The following is a 15,068-nucleotide window of genomic DNA, read 5'->3' on the forward strand; positions in this document are numbered from 1 at the left end:
CGGGGCGTGGCCAACCCTGCCAAAATCCTCCGAATGCAATTTTTCAAAGACCTTAACCTCGCAGCCTTCACCGCAGGCTTCGTCTCTGTCCTGGTCGGCTTTACCAGTTCAGTTGCCATTGTTTTTCAGGCAGCCCTTGCGTTCAACGCCACCCCTGCGGAGATTGCCTCGTGGATGTGGGCACTAGGCATCGGCATGGGTGTGTGCTCTGTTGTGCCGTCGCTATGGCTGAAGAAACCGGTGATGGTGGCCTGGTCAACACCGGGTGCGGCGGTGCTGGCCGCTGCGGGGCTGGCCGGCGGGTTCTCCATGGGAGAGGCGGTTGCCGCGTTTATGGTCAGCGCGGCGCTCATCACGCTGTTTGGCGTTACCGGCTGGTTTGAAAAGCTCATGAACCGCATTCCCGTGGCCATTGCCTCGGCCTTGCTGGCGGGCGTGCTCGCGCGCTTTGGCATTCAGGCCTTTGCCGCAGCGCAAACGGCTTTGCCTTTGGTGCTGTTGATGCTGTCGGTCTATTTGCTGGGCAAACGCCTGATGCCGCGTTATGCCGTGGTGTTGACGCTGGTCGGGGCTGTTGTCTTTGCCGCCGCGCGCGGGCAACTTGCCTGGTCAGGAGTTGCTTTTTCGCTGGCAGCGCCCGTCTTTGTGATGCCGGAGTTCACACTGGCCGCCACCGTCAGCCTGGCCATTCCGCTGTTTGTGGTGACCATGGCCTCGCAAAACCTGCCGGGCGTGGCGGCCATCCATGCTGCCGGCTACGGGCCCGACAGCCTGGACGGCGGTATCCCCGTGTCCAAGGTCATCACGCTGAGCGGCCTGGCCACGCTGGTCCTGGCGCCGTTCGGTGCATTCGCCCTCAACCTGAGCGCCATGACGGCAGCCATCTGCATGGGCAGGGAAGCGCACGAAGACCCGGCCAAACGCTACACCGCGGCCGTCTGCTGCGGCGCCCTCTATATCGTGATCGGCACCTTCGGAGCGGCGATTACCGGCTTGCTCACGGCCTTCCCGAAAGAGCTGGTGTTGGCTATTGCCGGCCTGGCACTGCTGGGCACCATCGGCAACGGGCTTGCCACGGCGATGAAAGATGAGCCCCATCGGGAGGCGGCCCTTATCACTTTTCTTGTTACCTTGTCGGGCGTCGTAATAGCCGGTGTGGGCTCGGCCTTTTGGGGCGTCGTCGCGGGCGCGATGGCGCTCTTTGTACAACAATACGGCCAGCAGCGCCGCGAGGCCCGTTCCGGGGCCGCGCAAAACCCAGGGACACGCTCCACACCATGAACCTTCTTTTTGTCGCCGATCCGCTTGAATCATTCAAGATTTACAAGGACACCACGTTTGCCATGATGCGCGAAGCGCAGCGGCGCGGACACCGCATCAGCGCCTGCGAGCCGGCCAACATGGCCTGGCAGACCGGCGCGAAAGTCACGGCCCAGGTGCGCCACATCACGCTGACGGGCGACGCGGGTGCCTGGTTCACGGCTGATGCTGCGCGGCCCGACGGCCGCGAAGCCATTGCAGGTTTTGATGCGGTGGTCATGCGCAAGGACCCGCCTTTTGACAGCGAATACTTCTACAGCACCCATTTGCTGGAGCAGGCCGAGCGCGAAGGCGCCAGGGTCTTCAACAAGCCGCGTGCGTTGCGCGACCACCCTGAAAAGCTCGCCATCCTCGAATTTGCCCAATTCAGCGGCCCGACGCTGGTCACGCGCAGCGCCGCCGACATCAAGCGTTTTCATGCCGAGCACAAGGACATCATCCTCAAGCCGCTGGATGGCATGGGCGGCATGGGTATCTTCCGGGTCAAGGAAGACGGCCTGAACCTGGGCAGCATCACCGAGACACTGAACCAGGGCGGCGCGCAAAGCGTCATGGTGCAGAAGTTTTTGCCCGAAATCGTCAAGGGCGACAAGCGCGTGTTGATCATCGGCGGCAAGCCGGTTCCCTTCAGCCTGGCGCGCATCCCCCAGGGCAGCGAGGTGCGCGGCAACCTGGCGGCCGGCGGCCTGGGGGTTGCCCAGCCGCTGTCAAAGCGCGATTTCGAAATCGCCGAAGCGCTGGGCCCGGTGCTGGCGGCACGCGGCCTGTTGCTCGCAGGTGTCGATGTGATCGGTGACTACGTGACCGAGATCAACGTCACCAGTCCGACCTGCTTTCAGGAAATCCACGACCAGGCCGGCTTTGACGTGGCGGCCATGTTCATTGATGCGCTGGAAGCGGCGCTCGTCGCCTCAAGAGCCTAGCCTGGACCCCGCACCGCGCCGGAGCGGCAGGGATGCTCGGCCGCTGTCAGGCAGCGATGAGCGCGCCGCCTTCAAACACCTTGAGCTCCCCGGGCGCAAATGCCGTCCAGGCTTCGTTGGTGGTGAGTGGAGCCGTCACCACCACGGCAACACGGTCGGTGGGTTTGGTGTGTTCGGCAAAGTTCACGCTCACGTCCTCGTCGCTCAGCGTCGCATGCGCAAAAGGGTGCTTGCGCTCCACGTAATACAGGTTGGTGGAAGCGTGTGCCCACAACGCCTGGCCGTTGCTGAGCAAGAAGTTGAAAGTGCCGTGGGTGGCGATGTGCGCCGCCAGTTCGCGCAGCGTGATGCTCAGCTCCTGCACGCTGGGAACCCCTGCGTGTGACTTGGCCAGCTCCTGCATGATCCAGCAAAAAGCGCGCTCACTGTCGGTGGTGCCGACGGGCCGGAAACTGCCGTGCAGGCGGGGCGCAAAGTCCTTCAGGTCGCCGTTGTGCGCAAACACCCAGTAGCGTCCCCAGAGTTCGCGCACAAAGGGGTGGCAGTTCTCCAGCGCCACACGGCCCTGCGTGGCCTTGCGGATATGCGAGATGACGTTGCGGCTTTTGATCGGGTAGCGGCTGATCAATTCAGCCACCGGAGAACTGCAGGCCGGCTGGTGGTCGACGAAGTGGCGCAGGCCACGGTCGCTGCCATCGGCCACGCTGTCATCCCCTTCAAAGAACGCGATACCCCAGCCGTCGGCATGGTGGTCGGTGTGGCCGCCGCGCTGCGCGAAGCCCCGAAAGCTGAAGGTCACGTCCGTAGGGGCGTTGCAATTCATTCCAAGCAGTTGGCACATATCAGCTGGCTTCCGGCTTGTTGGCGAGTGGATCAAGGGGAGAAGCGCGCAATTGCCATGCCGCGACCATGGCCAGAAGGCAAAGCGCGGCCAGCATCAGGAAGGCCTCGTTGAAGGCGGCCAGCCGTGCCGGGCTGCTGGTGGCGTTGGCCAGTGAGTCGCCGTGGGCAGCCAGCCGCCACTCCAGCACAATGCCGCAAAGGCTCACGCCGATGGCACCGCCCAGCATGCGCAGGAAATTGATGGCGCTTGCGCCCTGCGACAGCAAATGCTCATGCAGTGGCCGCAACGAGCCCAGGTTGAGTGAAGGCAGGATAAATCCCAGCCCGATACGCCCCAGCGTGGCCCACATCACGAGCATCCAGAGTCCGGACGCCAGGCTTACCGTGAGCATCAGCGCGAACGAGGCCGCCAGCAGCGCCAGTCCTGTGCTGACCAGCAGCCACGTCGGGTGTTTGTCGGCCAGCCGGCCCACGCCTGCAATGGTGGCGGCCAGCACCAGCCCGGCGGGCAGCAAAATAGTGCCGACGTGCGAGGCCGACAGGTTCAGCCCCAGTTGCAGGTAAACCGGCAGCAGGTAGGTGGACCCAAACAGGGCGGTGCCATAAATAAAAGCCACGATGCTGCCCATGGCAAACGGGCGGTAGCCGAAGAGGGCCAGGTTCATCAGCGGCGCACCGCCGGTGGCGGCGAGCCGGTGCTGCCACCAGATAAATGCCGCCAGCGCGGCGAGGGCGGCGCCCAGCAGCACCAGGGCCTGCATGCGGTCCGCACCGTGCAGTTCCACCATGCCGTTGAGCAGGCACAGCGTGCCCACCCCGCCCAGCAGCAGGCCGCGCCAGTCGATCATGGCGCCGTTGCGGTTGGCTGCCACGCCGCCGGGTGCGGAATCCGGCACATAGCGGTACGCCATCCACAGTGAAACCAGGCACAGCGGTATCACCATGAAGAAGATGGAACGCCAGCCGAACAGGTCTACCAGCACGCCGCCTATGCTGGGCCCCAGCGCCGGGGCCAGCACCACGCCCATGCCGAAAAGGCCGCTGGCCCGTCCCTGCTCATGCGGCCCGAAAGCGCGCATGATGATGATCGCGGGAATCGGCTGCACAACGCCCGCCGCCAGCCCTTCGGCCACGCGCGCGCCAAGCACCAGGCTGAAATGGTTGGACAACCCGCCGACCACGCCGCCGGCCGCCAACAGCAGCATGGTGCCCACGTAGGTACGGCGATAACCGTAGCGCCCGAGCAGCCAGGGTGTCGTCAGCATGGAAACCGTCATGGCCACCATGAAACCCGAACTCACCCATTGCGCGCGCTCCTGCCCCAGGGTGAAATGGTGGCTCATGTCGGGAATCGCCACATTGACGATGGTCGACGACATGATGGAGGCCATCGTGCCGATCATGACCGACAGCAGCAGCAGCCAGCGGTAGCGCGGTCCGTGGCGCGCCTGCAGGCTGGCAAGGGAAGCGGTCATGCAGGGCGTCCGGCTCAGTCTCTCGGTTCGGACCAGAGCTTGCCGCCCGTGGCCCAGTTTTCGCGCTTGATGTCGGTAATCAGAATGTCTACGGAATCAGGCTGGCCGCCCAGGATCTCGACACTCACGCGGGTGATGGCTTCCACCAGCTTCTTCTTCTGTTCGATGGTTCGGCCTTCCATCATTTCAACGTGGTAGGTGGGCATGGTGTCCTTTGGCGTGTGGTTGGGATACATGGATGATAAAAGCAATCAGGAGGGCAGGGTCCACAGGGGGCATCGCGCGGTTGGCTGTCAAGCGGTGTCAGCGATCGCTGACAGGCGCGCAAGCCGCACGGGACACCACATGCCGCGCATGCATGGGACACTTCACTGTGCTGCTATCCGGCTGCAGCGCCCCATGTCCAGTTCTTTCACAGTCGCGTTTTTGTCAGGCATTCCTTGGCTTCCCCTTTTTCAAGCCCGACCGAGCAGCCCCTGCCTCTTCTGGCTGGGCGCAACTACCACTGCCAGTGTGGTCAACCGGTTTTTTTCCGCAACAGCAAATGCCTGGTGTGCGGTACGCCGCTCGGTTACGACTGTGAGCAGGGCCTGCTGCTGCCGTTGATGCCGGGCCCCCAGCCGGACACGTGGCAAGAGTGGCAAGCCTCTGGCGCGCCGGCCGTCGCTCCGCCGGACAATCCGCAACCCCCGTCTCTTGAAGAGATTCCCGGCCAGGAATCGGCCGACGATGTGCCGCACGCCAACGCCCGTGCCGAGGAGGCGCAGGAAGCCGCCGACGCGCCTACGGAGGATTCGGGCAAAAACGGCGAAACGGAAAGAAGGGGAGCACGGCTTTACAAGCGCTGCCTGAACCTGTCCACCCCAGCGTCCTGCAACTGGCTGATTGCAGCGCAGGATCCGCAGGATATGTGCCGCGCCTGCCGGCTGAACCGCACCATCCCCGACCTGACGGATCCGGCCCAGCCGGACAACGGCTACTTGTGGGGCCTCGTCGAGCTGGCCAAGCGCCGGCTGGTCTCGTCATTGATCCTTCTGCAGCTGCCGGTCGCCTCGCGCATCAGCGAAGACCTGGAGCGCGGTGTCATGTTCGATTTCCTGCGGTCACCGGTGAACGGCCCGCATGTCATGACCGGTCATAACACCGGCCTGATCACGCTCAACATCGACGAAGCCGATGACGCCAAGCGGGAAGCCGTGCGCAAGGCCATGCACGAGCCGTATCGCACCTTGCTGGGCCATTTCCGCCATGAGATTGGCCACTATTACTGGGACAGGCTGATCAATGGCACGGCCTGGCTCGAGGGCTTCCATGCGCTCTTCGGCGACGAGTCGGCCGACTATGCGGCCAGCCTCAAACGCAACTACGACGAAGGGCCGCCGGCCGACTGGCAGCTGCACTTTGTCAGCGCCTATGCCAGCACCCACCCCTGGGAAGACTGGGCCGAGTGTTGGGCGCACTACCTGCATATGCGCGACGCGATCGACACGGCGCTCAGCTTCGGGCTCAGTGTCGACCGCTTTGACCTGGAGTTCACGCCCTTCACGATCGATGCGTTGTACCAGCCCGAGCATCCCGGCGCGGAACAGTTTCTGGCCTTCCTCAACCACTGGACGCGCCTGACCACCATGCTCAACGAGATGTCTCGCAGCATGGGCCAGCCCGACTTCTATCCTTTCGTGCTGCCGCGCGAAGTGGTGGCAAAACTGCATTTCATCCATTTGCTGGTGAGCTCAAAAAGCTGGCTGGAAGAAGCAGCCCCGGCACAAACCACAGACCCCCGCCCGGAGCAGCAGGAGCCCAGCCCGGATGCGAATGCGGACGCAGCAAATGACACGGCAGTGTCAGAAGATGCCGCCGCCCAGCCGCTGCAAAACGGCGGACAACCCTAGTTCCAGATGAAACGGGCTACAGCCCAATATTGACGCGCGCAAGCAGCTCCTTATTTGATAGCAATTGCGGCGCATCGGCATGCGTTAAAGTGGGACCCTCCTACCGGTCCCATCGGCAAATCATGCCCTCCATTCCAAGAAGCCATCACTACAGCGTGTATGTGATCGAACTGGCGCCTGAAGTCTGGGACATTCCCCGGTTTCGCCGGGCCAACCCCGACTACCAGCTGGGCAAGCCCTTTGTGTATGTCGGCATGACCGGCCTGGACCCGGACGTACGCTTTGACAAACACAAGGCCGGGATCCAGTCCAACCGCTTTGCACGGGACTTTGGCCTGCGCCTTCTGCCCCAGCTGTACGCCATGTACAACCCCATGCCCTACGACGCAGCGCGTGACATGGAGGTGGAGCTTGGCATCGGCCTGCGTGAGGCAGGTTACGGCGTCTGGCAGGCCTAAGGGCGCTGCGCCGGGCCGCTTATTCCAGCGCGCTCACGGCCACGCCGTACCGGCTGGAAAAGGCCTGCAGTGTTGCAGCGACCTGGGGGTCTTGCAAGGTCGTTGTCAGCTCCACGATCTTGTTGCCCTCTCCTTTGTGGCTGTCGCTCACCGTCACGGTGGCCGAAGGGTCGTCTGCGGCAAACAGCTTCTGCAGGGATGGGCCCAGCGAGTCCATGACGCCTTCGCGCTCGTCCTGGGTGGCGGCTGACTGCGCCAGGTACTGAAGCTCAAAAGAAAAATTTGTCCGGGGATTCATGTCGCGTGTCCTTCTTGGGCCGGAAGTTACTGGCTATTGCCGCAAGGTCGCTGAAAGCGTGATTTCGGGAACGCTGGCGAGCGCCCTGGAAAGCGGGCATGCTTTTTTGGCACCTTCGGCAAGTTCCCGGAATGTTGCTTCGTCAATGTCCGGAATCACCGCCTCCAAAGTCAGGGCGATGCGGTCAATCAGGAAACCATCGCCCTGCGGCACCAGACGGACCCGGGCGCGCGTGTCGATGGAACGGGTGTCGAAGCCGGCTTTGTCGCAAGCAAAGGAGAACGCCATCGTGAAGCAAGCGGCGTGCGCTGCGCCCAGCAGCTCTTCCGGATTGGTACCGCTGCGGTCGTCTTCAAAGCGGCTGCCAAAGCCGTAGGGATACGCCTTGAGCGCGTCGGTATCGGTGCTGATCTGACCCTGGCCTTTTTTGCCTCGGCCCTCCCAGTGAACGGATGCAGTTTTTTCGGTCATGGAGTTCTCCAGGTTTGTGAGGCGCAGGTCGGCCGGAATGCATGCATTGAAAGATGCAACGCCCCAGGGTGCCTGCGATTTGAGTTGCCCGCCGTCGGACAAGGCCGCACCTTGGGGTAAGCGCGGCAAGGCCCAGCGCCGCACGGATGCGTTGAGGCGCGGCGATGGCTGCGCTGCGTCAGGCGTCGTCTGCGCCGGGGTCTTTCATGTGCCAGGTGATGCGCCCGAGTTCGGCCCTGAGCTGGGCCCGGCCCTCGTCGTCCGCGAGTCCGGACAGGGCTTTCGCCACGGAAAGCCCGCGCACTGGCACAGGCTTTCCGCGGAAGGCAAACACAATGCTGTTGGTTTTTTCTGCGGCAGGAATTTCTGCGAAATTGCCGTTAAAGCTGCGCGCAATGCGCCCCGCCAGCAGCGGGTAGTCCGGGTCATCGTAGTGCAGGTTCACCGCCAGCACGCCGCCCGGCAAAAGCGCGGAAAAACAGTCGTCATAAAAACCTTGGGTCGACAGGGCTGGCGGCTGACCCTGGTGGTCGAACCCGTCGATCAGCAGAACGTCGAACCGGGGTGTGCCGGCCTTTAAAAAAAAGGCTCCGTCAGCCTCGATCACGCGAAACCGCGCGTCATCGTCCGGTACGTGGAATTCACGCCGCAGCGCCACCACCTGCGGATTGATTTCCAGCACGGTCATTCGGCTGGAAGGCAGCTCACGGTGGCAGAACTTGGCCAGGGAGCCGCCGCCCAGGCCGATCATCCCGATGTGCAGCGGTGCGGGCCGAAAGAGCAGGAAACCCATCATGGTCAGCGTGTAGTCCACCTCCAGGTGCCACGGGTGGTGCAGCAGCATGCGGCTTTGCAGCTCGCCCATCGTGAAGTGAAGTGAGCGGGTGTTTCCGTCGTCATGCACAAAAGGCTGTGCATGTGCCTGCGGCAGCAATCCTGCGGGGCCCGTTGAGACAGGGGCAGCAGGAAATGGTGTGAGGTCGGGCCAGGAGGTCATGGAGCTTGTGAGGCGTTAGCGCCCACGGGCACTATGCGTGATTCGCGCCATGCGGGCGATACGAGGCTGCCGCGCCGCCCGCACGGGAAATTATTTCAGAACGGCTGGGATTCCGGCTGCGCGGTCGTGGCTACTTCCGACGCAACCGCATCAAGGGCCTGAGCCACCACGCCCTGGCTGTCTACCGGCCTGAGCAGGCGTTCGCGGATCAGCCGTTCGCAGCTGCGCTTGGTCATCGAATGCGGCTGGCCGCCATGGCTCACGAACATGAAAAGCGTTCCCTTGGTGCTGGCCCAGATCAATTGGGCACGCAGCCAGCGGCGCCTGGAGTACATATCCACCCAGTGGCCGGACCGCAGGCTGAGCAGCAAGCGCTCGGCTTCGCTTTGGGCCATGGCCGGTACCGCATTTGCCGAGGCTGCCGCCGCAGCGAGATATTCAGGATGGCTGGAGTCGGGCTCATTTGCCGCTTGCATGGGTTCTATCGGCGGCGGTTCGTCTTCCTCGAGCGGGGCGAGTTCTCCGGGCACGGTAGGCAGGGTGTCTTCGAATCCGGCGGCGTCCAGATCGTCGCGCGCAAGCCAGGGATGCGCGGCGGCCTTGGCCAGCCGTTGTTCGGGTGTGGCTGTATCTTCTTCGGATTCCAGCGGTACTGCGCCCGACTCTTCCGCATCACGCCGGCTTTTGAGGCGGCGCAGCTTGAGCACGGGCCGATGCAGCATCATCAGGCCCTCAAAGAAGGGCTCGCTTTCGCGCGGGTCCTGCCCCAGCAGCTCAAGCCCTTCATGCAGCTTGCCCAGGAGACTGGGGATCATCTCGATCAGTTTGGCCGGACGCTTCAGCGTGACTTCCCGCTTGACGCTCCAGAGCAGGTCGGGCACTACAGAACCGAAGCCCATCGGATCGACTTGGTTGCGCGTATCGGAGAGCCTGGCGTGCGCCATGGCGAGCGCCCAGGGGCCGAACAGGAAATCCAGCACCAGGCCTGGAACCTTGTCCAGGTCCGAGCGCGTGCTCAGCTCAAAGGCGATCTGGTCGGCCTGCGTCTGGCGTTCCTCGGCGAACCGCAGGGCCTGCAGCACGTTGTTCCGGTTTTCCGATTCGAGCTGGTCCTGCTCATCCCAGCCGTATTCCAGCTCGGCCAATGCCATCGCGAACGGCTGGGCATCGTCAATCGACAGATTGTTGAGGCCGTTAAATGCACGCGTGACCGGTTCAAAAAATGCCAGGAATTCAGGGCTGAATTCGTCGTTGTACTTGAAGCTGCGCTGGGCCACGCGCTCCATGACGCGGCGTCCGGCGTGGCCTTCATCGCTGAAAAAGCGCGGGTCCACCATGGCCAGGCGCAACAGTGCGGGCTCCAGCGCCACGATGGCTTCGCGCACCGGCACCAGCAGGCGCGGGTCTTGCGCGACCTGGTTGACCAGCTTGCGCACCACTTCCAGGCCCAGCACCTGGCCAACCTGTTTTGCTTCCTTCTTGAGCTGGGTCCGGACGATGGCGCGCTCGCGGGGCCGGGCATAGGAACCCCACAGCTGCGGACTCAGCTGGCTGCGTTCATCAACCATCCGCTGCGGACGGTCTACCGCCGGCAGGCTCTGGTATTCGTGCGCAGGCGTGCCCTCTGCATCACCCAACGGGGCGCCGGACGAGTCGGGCGCCTCCCGCAGGGCGACCAGCTCTTCCTCGACGGTTTCGTAATAGGACGGCGCCAGCCCGTGGTGGGCGTTGCTGCCGCCATGAAACAGGAAATCCTGGAACAACTCGTCCCGGATTTCGTAGTTGGAGAGGTCGGCATATTGCGGGGGTGGCTGGTGGCGCCCGGATTCACCGGCCTCTCCATTTCCCCTTCCGCCTGCGCCTGCGCCTCCGCCTCCGTTGCCGGAGCCCAGGCCACGGTGCCCGCCGGCTCCCTTGGCGTGGCCTCCGGCGGCGCTCGCAGGCGTTTGCAGCACGCGGTAGCTGGCGCCCTGCACATTGGCGAGTTCGAGCTGGTTGACCAGTCGCTCATAAACCTGCTTGAGCTCGCGCCCCAGCGGATCGGCGAGATACCTGAGCCACAGGGAGACGATGGCGGGGCTCGCATTGCTTGCGCTGATCATTTCGCGCAAAGTTTGGGCAAACACTTCCGGTCGCAGCGGATTGAGTTCCGGGCGCACATTCGGCAGCCCTTGCACGGTGCTGATCAGCTTGTTCAGCTCGGCGAGGACGTGATCAACCGCCGGCAAAACCAGCTGGAGCAGCCGGGACGATTCAATGGCCTGGGAGACATCCTCGTCGTCGACAAGAGCGAAGTTGGCATAAGACAAGGCGGCAAAGGCGCTTGACGAAGCGGCGGCCGACGCAGCGAGCTGGTCCGGCGACGCCATCGGCGTACGCACTGCTTGCGCCGCAACAGCCACATTGGCCTTGAAATGCACCAGCAGGTCGGCCGGGTATTGCACCACCCAGATGAGCTTGTTTTGCTGGAGCCCCCGCCAGGCCGCTGCCAGTTCGTCGCGCTCCGCCACTTTCTGGCTTTGCGATTCAGCAATCTGCAGTCCCGCCACGGCATCATCAAGGCACCGTTCCAGCGCAGGACGCGCCGCTTTGGCAGCCGCCTGGAGACAGGATTGGAGGACGTCAGGTTGCGAAGCCATCGGGGAGTTCGGGGAAATTGGTATTAATCACTTTTTACCGGCCAGCTTGCAACCATTCTGTGGCCGGAGACGGGGGAGACGTTAGGGTAAGGGGCAACCGGGATTTCATTGGAGTACTTGCAAAGTGTTTCACTTGGTTTCCAATGCATACATATGAATTACAAGGCTTCCGGCCGGTAACGGGCCGCAAACAGTCCCTAAATCCCGCGAATGGCGATGAGCGGACGCTCTGGCGGGATCGACGGGCCTTTGTAAAGGTCGGTTTGGCGCAACACCTCTGCCATACCAATGCATCAAAAGACGCATCAAAAGACCTAGGCGGCCACGCCATTGACAGGGGCCGCCCGCCACCACTGTGCGCCCTCCAGTTAGGGATTAAGGCTGCAGCCCAATACGGACAAGCGCAAGCAGCTATCAAATCAATAGCGGCCACGCAAATGCAGCATGACGCGTGTGACGCGACAAAGGGGGCAACAGGCGGGCGCAGAACCCGCCGCCCCCTGGGGTCTGGCGACCTACGACCCGGCTTTGACCTTCAACCGCCACGCGTGCAGCAACGGCTCGGTGTAACCGCTGGGCTGCTCCAGTCCCTTGAAGACCAGGTCGCAGGCCGCCTTGTAGGCTGCCGACGTCCCGAAGTTGCCTGCCATCTTTTTGTACAGCGGGTCCCCGGCGTTCTGGCCGTCGACCACGGCGGCCATGCGCTCAAAGGTTTCCTGGATTTGCGCTTTGGTCACCACGCCGTGCAGCAGCCAGTTGGCCATGTGCTGGCTCGAGATACGCAGGGTGGCGCGGTCTTCCATCAAGCCCACATTGTGGATATCCGGCACCTTGGAGCAACCGACGCCCTGGTCGATCCAGCGCACCACGTAGCCGAGGATGCCCTGGGCGTTGTTGTCCAGCTCCTGCTGGATTTCGGCGGGCGTCCACTTCGCGTCGGGCGAGACCGGCACCTGCAGCAACTCGGGCAACAGCCGGGCAATCTCGGAGCGCAGGTCGATCTTCTTTTCCATGTCCTTCTGCACCGCAGCCACGTTGACCTGGTGATAGTGCAGCGCGTGCAGCGTCGCAGCGGTGGGCGACGGCACCCAGGCGGTGTTGGCGCCGGCTTGCGGATGGGAGATCTTTGCCTTGAGCATGTCAGCCATCAGGTCCGGCATGGCCCACATGCCCTTGCCGATCTGGGCGCGCCCGCGCAGCCCGCAGGCCAGCCCTACCAGCACGTTGCTGCGCTCATAAGCGCTGAGCCAGGCGCTGATTTTCATGTTGCCTTTGCGGATCATCGGGCCTGCGTGCATGGACGTGTGCATTTCATCGCCGGTGCGATCCAGGAAACCGGTGTTGATGAAAGCCACACGGCTGGAGGCTGCTGCGATGCAGGCCTTCAGGTTGACGCTGGTGCGGCGCTCTTCGTCCATGATGCCGAGCTTGACCGTACTGCCCGGCAGGCCCAGCATTTTTTCGACGCGGCTGAAGAGCTCGTCGGCAAAGGCGACTTCGGCCGGGCCGTGCATTTTGGGCTTGACGATGTAGACCGAGCCCTTGCGCGAGTTCCTGATGCCAGGCTTGCCCTTGCGTTTGAGGTCATGGATCGCGATGGCGGTGGTGACGACCGCGTCGAGGATGCCTTCCGGAATCTCTTGGGTGCTGCCGTCGGCTGCGGTGTACAGCACGGCCGGGTTGGTCATCAGGTGGCCGACATTGCGCACGAACATCAGCGAGCGGCCGTGCAGCACCACGGGTTTGCTTTTGGCGCCTTTTGGCGAGGTGTATTCGCGATCCGGGTTCAGGCCGCGCGTGAACGTCCTGCCGTCTTTCGTCACGCTTTCAGTCAACGTGCCCTGCAGGATGCCGAGCCAGTTGCGATAGGCCAGCACCTTGTCGTCGGCGTCCACCACGGCCACGGAATCCTCCAGGTCCATGATGGTCGACAGCGCGGCTTCGACCACCAGGTCGCTCACACCGGCGGCATCCGTTTTTCCGATGGGTGTGGTGCGGTCGATGCGGATGTCTATATGCAGGCCGTTGTGCTGCAGCAGCACGGACGACGGCGCGGAGGCGTTGCCCTGGTAGCCGATGAACTGGCTGGCGTCTTCCAGCACCGTGGTCTTGCCGCCTTTCAGGGTGATGACCAGCTTGCCGCCCTTGACCGCGTAGCCGGTCGAATCGATGTGCGAGCCCTTCTTCAGGGGCGCGGTGCGGTCAAGCACATAGCGTGCGTACTCGATCACTTTGGCGCCGCGCAAAGGGTTGTAGCCCTTGCCCTTGGTGGCGCCGCCGTCTTCGGGGATGACGTCGGTGCCATAGAGTGCGTCATACAGGCTGCCCCAGCGCGCGTTGGCAGCATTGAGCGCGTAACGCGCATTCAGGATGGGCACCACCAGTTGCGGGCCGGCCTGTTTGGCGAGTTCGGCATCCACGTTGGCAGTGGTGATGGTGACCTTCTTCGGCGAAGGCACGAGGTAGCCGGTTTTTTCCAGAAAGCCGCGGTACGCCTTCATGTCGCTGATCGGGCCGGGGTTGGCCTTGTGCCAGGTGTCCATTTCTGCCTGCAGGCGGTCACGCTCGGCCAGCAAGGCGAGGTTTTTCGGCGCCAGGTCGGCCACGATGGCGTCAAAGCCCTTCCAGAAAGCGCCGGCGGCCACTCCAGTGCCCGGCAATACCTCGTTTTCAATGAAACGGTAAAGCGTGGTCGCGACCTGCAAGCGGTGGCTGGCAGTGCGTGGCGTGTGGGTTGTGGTGGTCATGGTCGTCCCTTCAATCAAAAAATCAAAAATTCAGGTTAAAAATCGGAGGCACCGGGTCATTGCAGCGGCAGCGAAAGAACGTCGCGCAGGCTGCTGCCGGTATGCACGGGCTGCGTGCCCAGCTCTTCAAACGGCAGCTGGTAGCGGTTGACCCACAGCGTCTGGTAGCCGTACCAGGTAGCCGCCAGCGCGTCCCAGCTGTTGCAGCTCACAAAGGCGATCTGTTTCGCATCCAGCCCGGTGGCTTTCAGCCCGAGCGCGTAGGCTTCAGGCGCGGTCTTGTATTTACGAATGCTGTCCACGCTGATCACGTGGTCCAGCAGGCCTTCCAGCCCCGCCGACTTGACGGCCACCTCCAGCATGGAGGGGTCGCCATTGGACAGGATACCGGTCGTGACGCCGCGCGCCTTCAGCGCTTGCAGCACCTCCCGGTTTTCCGGGAATGCCGACAGGTGGCGGTACTGGTTCATGAGCTGTTCTTCGCGGCCACCGCCCAGATCCAGCCCCAGGCGCTTTCCTGCATAACGCAGGCCGGCGCGCGTGAGATCCCAGAAAGGTTGGTAGTGAGCCCCTGCATTGCTGAGAGTGACCAGGCGCGTGTATTCAATCTGCTTGTCGCGCCACAAGATGCCCAGCGCCTCACCTTTGCCCGGAAAAAACTGCTCCGCCAGCAAGCCGACGCTGTACACGTCAAACAGCGTGCCGTAGGCATCAAACAGCACGGCGCGAAGCTTGGGCTGCGGATTGGGGCGAGGCTTTTCCATGGCCTCTACTGTATTTGATACAACATGCACGATTAATTACCGATAAATCGCTTTATCCATGACATTTTTGTAGCTAATACAACCTCAAGCATGCGATTTTTTGGTGAATCCCTATAAATAGTGCGCCAACAACATTCAGACGGAATTGGCACAGCTCTTGCATCTCAACTTGTACACAAGTATGGATGCTTTCAATTGGTGCATAACTCTTTACCGCTGACGCCTCCCGGGCCTTCCGTCT

13 protein-coding genes are annotated in these 15,068 nt (G+C 62.9%); 4 read left to right on the top strand and 9 right to left on the bottom strand.

What is annotated here, in order from left to right:
• Positions 1–33: 33 nt before the first annotated feature.
• Both AC1D0Z_RS01180 and gshB read left to right on the top strand, forming a co-directional pair.
• The gene (locus AC1D0Z_RS01180) at positions 34–1,281 is read left to right on the top strand and encodes a benzoate/H(+) symporter BenE family transporter (protein ID WP_477656419.1); all 1,248 of its coding nucleotides are present in this window, start codon (positions 34–36) and stop codon (positions 1,279–1,281) included.
• The gene (gene gshB / locus AC1D0Z_RS01185; RefSeq protein WP_477656420.1) at positions 1,278–2,243 is read left to right on the top strand and encodes a glutathione synthase; all 966 of its coding nucleotides are present in this window, start codon (positions 1,278–1,280) and stop codon (positions 2,241–2,243) included. Before AC1D0Z_RS01180 ends, gshB begins: the two co-directional genes overlap by 4 nt.
• Positions 2,244–2,289: 46 nt before the next feature.
• Here gshB and AC1D0Z_RS01190 read toward each other — a convergent pair whose 3' ends face one another.
• From AC1D0Z_RS01190 to AC1D0Z_RS01200, 3 genes are read right to left on the bottom strand one after another with little or no spacing between them, the layout of a single operon-like run.
• Complete coding sequence (locus AC1D0Z_RS01190) at positions 2,290–3,084, bottom strand: class II glutamine amidotransferase (protein WP_477656421.1); 795 nt, start codon at positions 3,082–3,084, stop codon at positions 2,290–2,292.
• Between the two features lies 1 nt (position 3,085).
• Positions 3,086–4,561, bottom strand: coding sequence for an MFS transporter (locus tag AC1D0Z_RS01195; RefSeq protein ID WP_477656422.1), 1,476 nt, complete (start codon positions 4,559–4,561; stop codon positions 3,086–3,088).
• Positions 4,562–4,575: 14 nt separating this feature from the next.
• Positions 4,576–4,797, bottom strand: a complete 222-nt coding sequence (locus tag AC1D0Z_RS01200; RefSeq protein WP_477656423.1) for a 4-oxalocrotonate tautomerase — start codon at positions 4,795–4,797, stop codon at positions 4,576–4,578.
• Positions 4,798–5,001: 204 nt separating this feature from the next.
• Here AC1D0Z_RS01200 and AC1D0Z_RS01205 point away from each other — a divergent pair, with 204 nt between their 5' ends.
• Positions 5,002–6,453: a zinc-binding metallopeptidase family protein gene (locus AC1D0Z_RS01205; RefSeq protein ID WP_477656424.1), complete on the top strand. Its 1,452-nt coding sequence runs from the start codon at positions 5,002–5,004 to the stop codon at positions 6,451–6,453.
• Between the two features lie 122 nt (positions 6,454–6,575).
• A complete protein-coding gene (locus AC1D0Z_RS01210; RefSeq protein WP_477656425.1) occupies positions 6,576–6,911 on the top strand; it encodes a hypothetical protein in 336 nt (111 codons plus the stop codon).
• A 19-nt stretch (positions 6,912–6,930) separates the two neighbouring features.
• Here AC1D0Z_RS01210 and AC1D0Z_RS01215 read toward each other — a convergent pair whose 3' ends face one another.
• The 6 genes from AC1D0Z_RS01215 to AC1D0Z_RS01240 form a co-directional block, all read right to left on the bottom strand.
• On the bottom strand, positions 6,931–7,209 hold the full coding sequence (locus AC1D0Z_RS01215; RefSeq protein WP_477656426.1) for a hypothetical protein: 279 nt from the start codon (positions 7,207–7,209) through the stop codon (positions 6,931–6,933).
• Positions 7,210–7,242: 33 nt separating this feature from the next.
• Entirely contained in the window at positions 7,243–7,680 is a 438-nt protein-coding gene (locus AC1D0Z_RS01220) for an OsmC family protein (RefSeq protein ID WP_477656427.1), read from the bottom strand.
• 178 nt (positions 7,681–7,858) lie between these two features.
• Positions 7,859–8,677 carry a fused MFS/spermidine synthase gene (locus AC1D0Z_RS01225; protein WP_477656428.1) on the bottom strand — a complete coding sequence of 273 codons (819 nt, stop codon included), beginning with the start codon at positions 8,675–8,677 and terminating at the stop codon, positions 7,859–7,861.
• 95 nt (positions 8,678–8,772) lie between these two features.
• Positions 8,773–11,316 carry a DUF1631 family protein gene (locus tag AC1D0Z_RS01230; RefSeq protein ID WP_477656429.1) on the bottom strand — a complete coding sequence of 848 codons (2,544 nt, stop codon included), beginning with the start codon at positions 11,314–11,316 and terminating at the stop codon, positions 8,773–8,775.
• A 515-nt stretch (positions 11,317–11,831) separates the two neighbouring features.
• On the bottom strand, positions 11,832–14,063 hold the full coding sequence (locus AC1D0Z_RS01235; protein ID WP_477656430.1) for a malate synthase G: 2,232 nt from the start codon (positions 14,061–14,063) through the stop codon (positions 11,832–11,834).
• Between the two features lie 56 nt (positions 14,064–14,119).
• On the bottom strand, positions 14,120–14,827 hold the full coding sequence (locus tag AC1D0Z_RS01240; RefSeq protein WP_477656431.1) for a haloacid dehalogenase type II: 708 nt from the start codon (positions 14,825–14,827) through the stop codon (positions 14,120–14,122).
• Positions 14,828–15,068 lie beyond the last annotated feature (241 nt).

The sequence above is a fragment of the Polaromonas sp. P1_E3 genome (genome assembly GCF_056405935.1).

Bases quoted from the DNA above. Each gene is read 5' to 3' on its own strand.
- AC1D0Z_RS01180 (WP_477656419.1), top strand. From the start codon at position 34: ATGCAATTTTTCAAAGACCTTAACCTCGCAGCCTTCACCGCAGGCTTC.
- gshB (WP_477656420.1), top strand. From the start codon at position 1,278: ATGAACCTTCTTTTTGTCGCCGATCCGCTTGAATCATTCAAGATTTAC.
- AC1D0Z_RS01190 (WP_477656421.1), bottom strand. From the start codon at position 3,084: ATGTGCCAACTGCTTGGAATGAATTGCAACGCCCCTACGGACGTGACC.
- AC1D0Z_RS01195 (WP_477656422.1), bottom strand. From the start codon at position 4,561: ATGACCGCTTCCCTTGCCAGCCTGCAGGCGCGCCACGGACCGCGCTAC.
- AC1D0Z_RS01200 (WP_477656423.1), bottom strand. From the start codon at position 4,797: ATGTATCCCAACCACACGCCAAAGGACACCATGCCCACCTACCACGTT.
- AC1D0Z_RS01210 (WP_477656425.1), top strand. From the start codon at position 6,576: ATGCCCTCCATTCCAAGAAGCCATCACTACAGCGTGTATGTGATCGAA.
- AC1D0Z_RS01215 (WP_477656426.1), bottom strand. From the start codon at position 7,209: ATGAATCCCCGGACAAATTTTTCTTTTGAGCTTCAGTACCTGGCGCAG.
- AC1D0Z_RS01220 (WP_477656427.1), bottom strand. From the start codon at position 7,680: ATGACCGAAAAAACTGCATCCGTTCACTGGGAGGGCCGAGGCAAAAAA.
- AC1D0Z_RS01225 (WP_477656428.1), bottom strand. From the start codon at position 8,677: ATGACCTCCTGGCCCGACCTCACACCATTTCCTGCTGCCCCTGTCTCA.
- AC1D0Z_RS01230 (WP_477656429.1), bottom strand. From the start codon at position 11,316: ATGGCTTCGCAACCTGACGTCCTCCAATCCTGTCTCCAGGCGGCTGCC.
- AC1D0Z_RS01235 (WP_477656430.1), bottom strand. From the start codon at position 14,063: ATGACCACCACAACCCACACGCCACGCACTGCCAGCCACCGCTTGCAG.
- AC1D0Z_RS01240 (WP_477656431.1), bottom strand. From the start codon at position 14,827: ATGGAAAAGCCTCGCCCCAATCCGCAGCCCAAGCTTCGCGCCGTGCTG.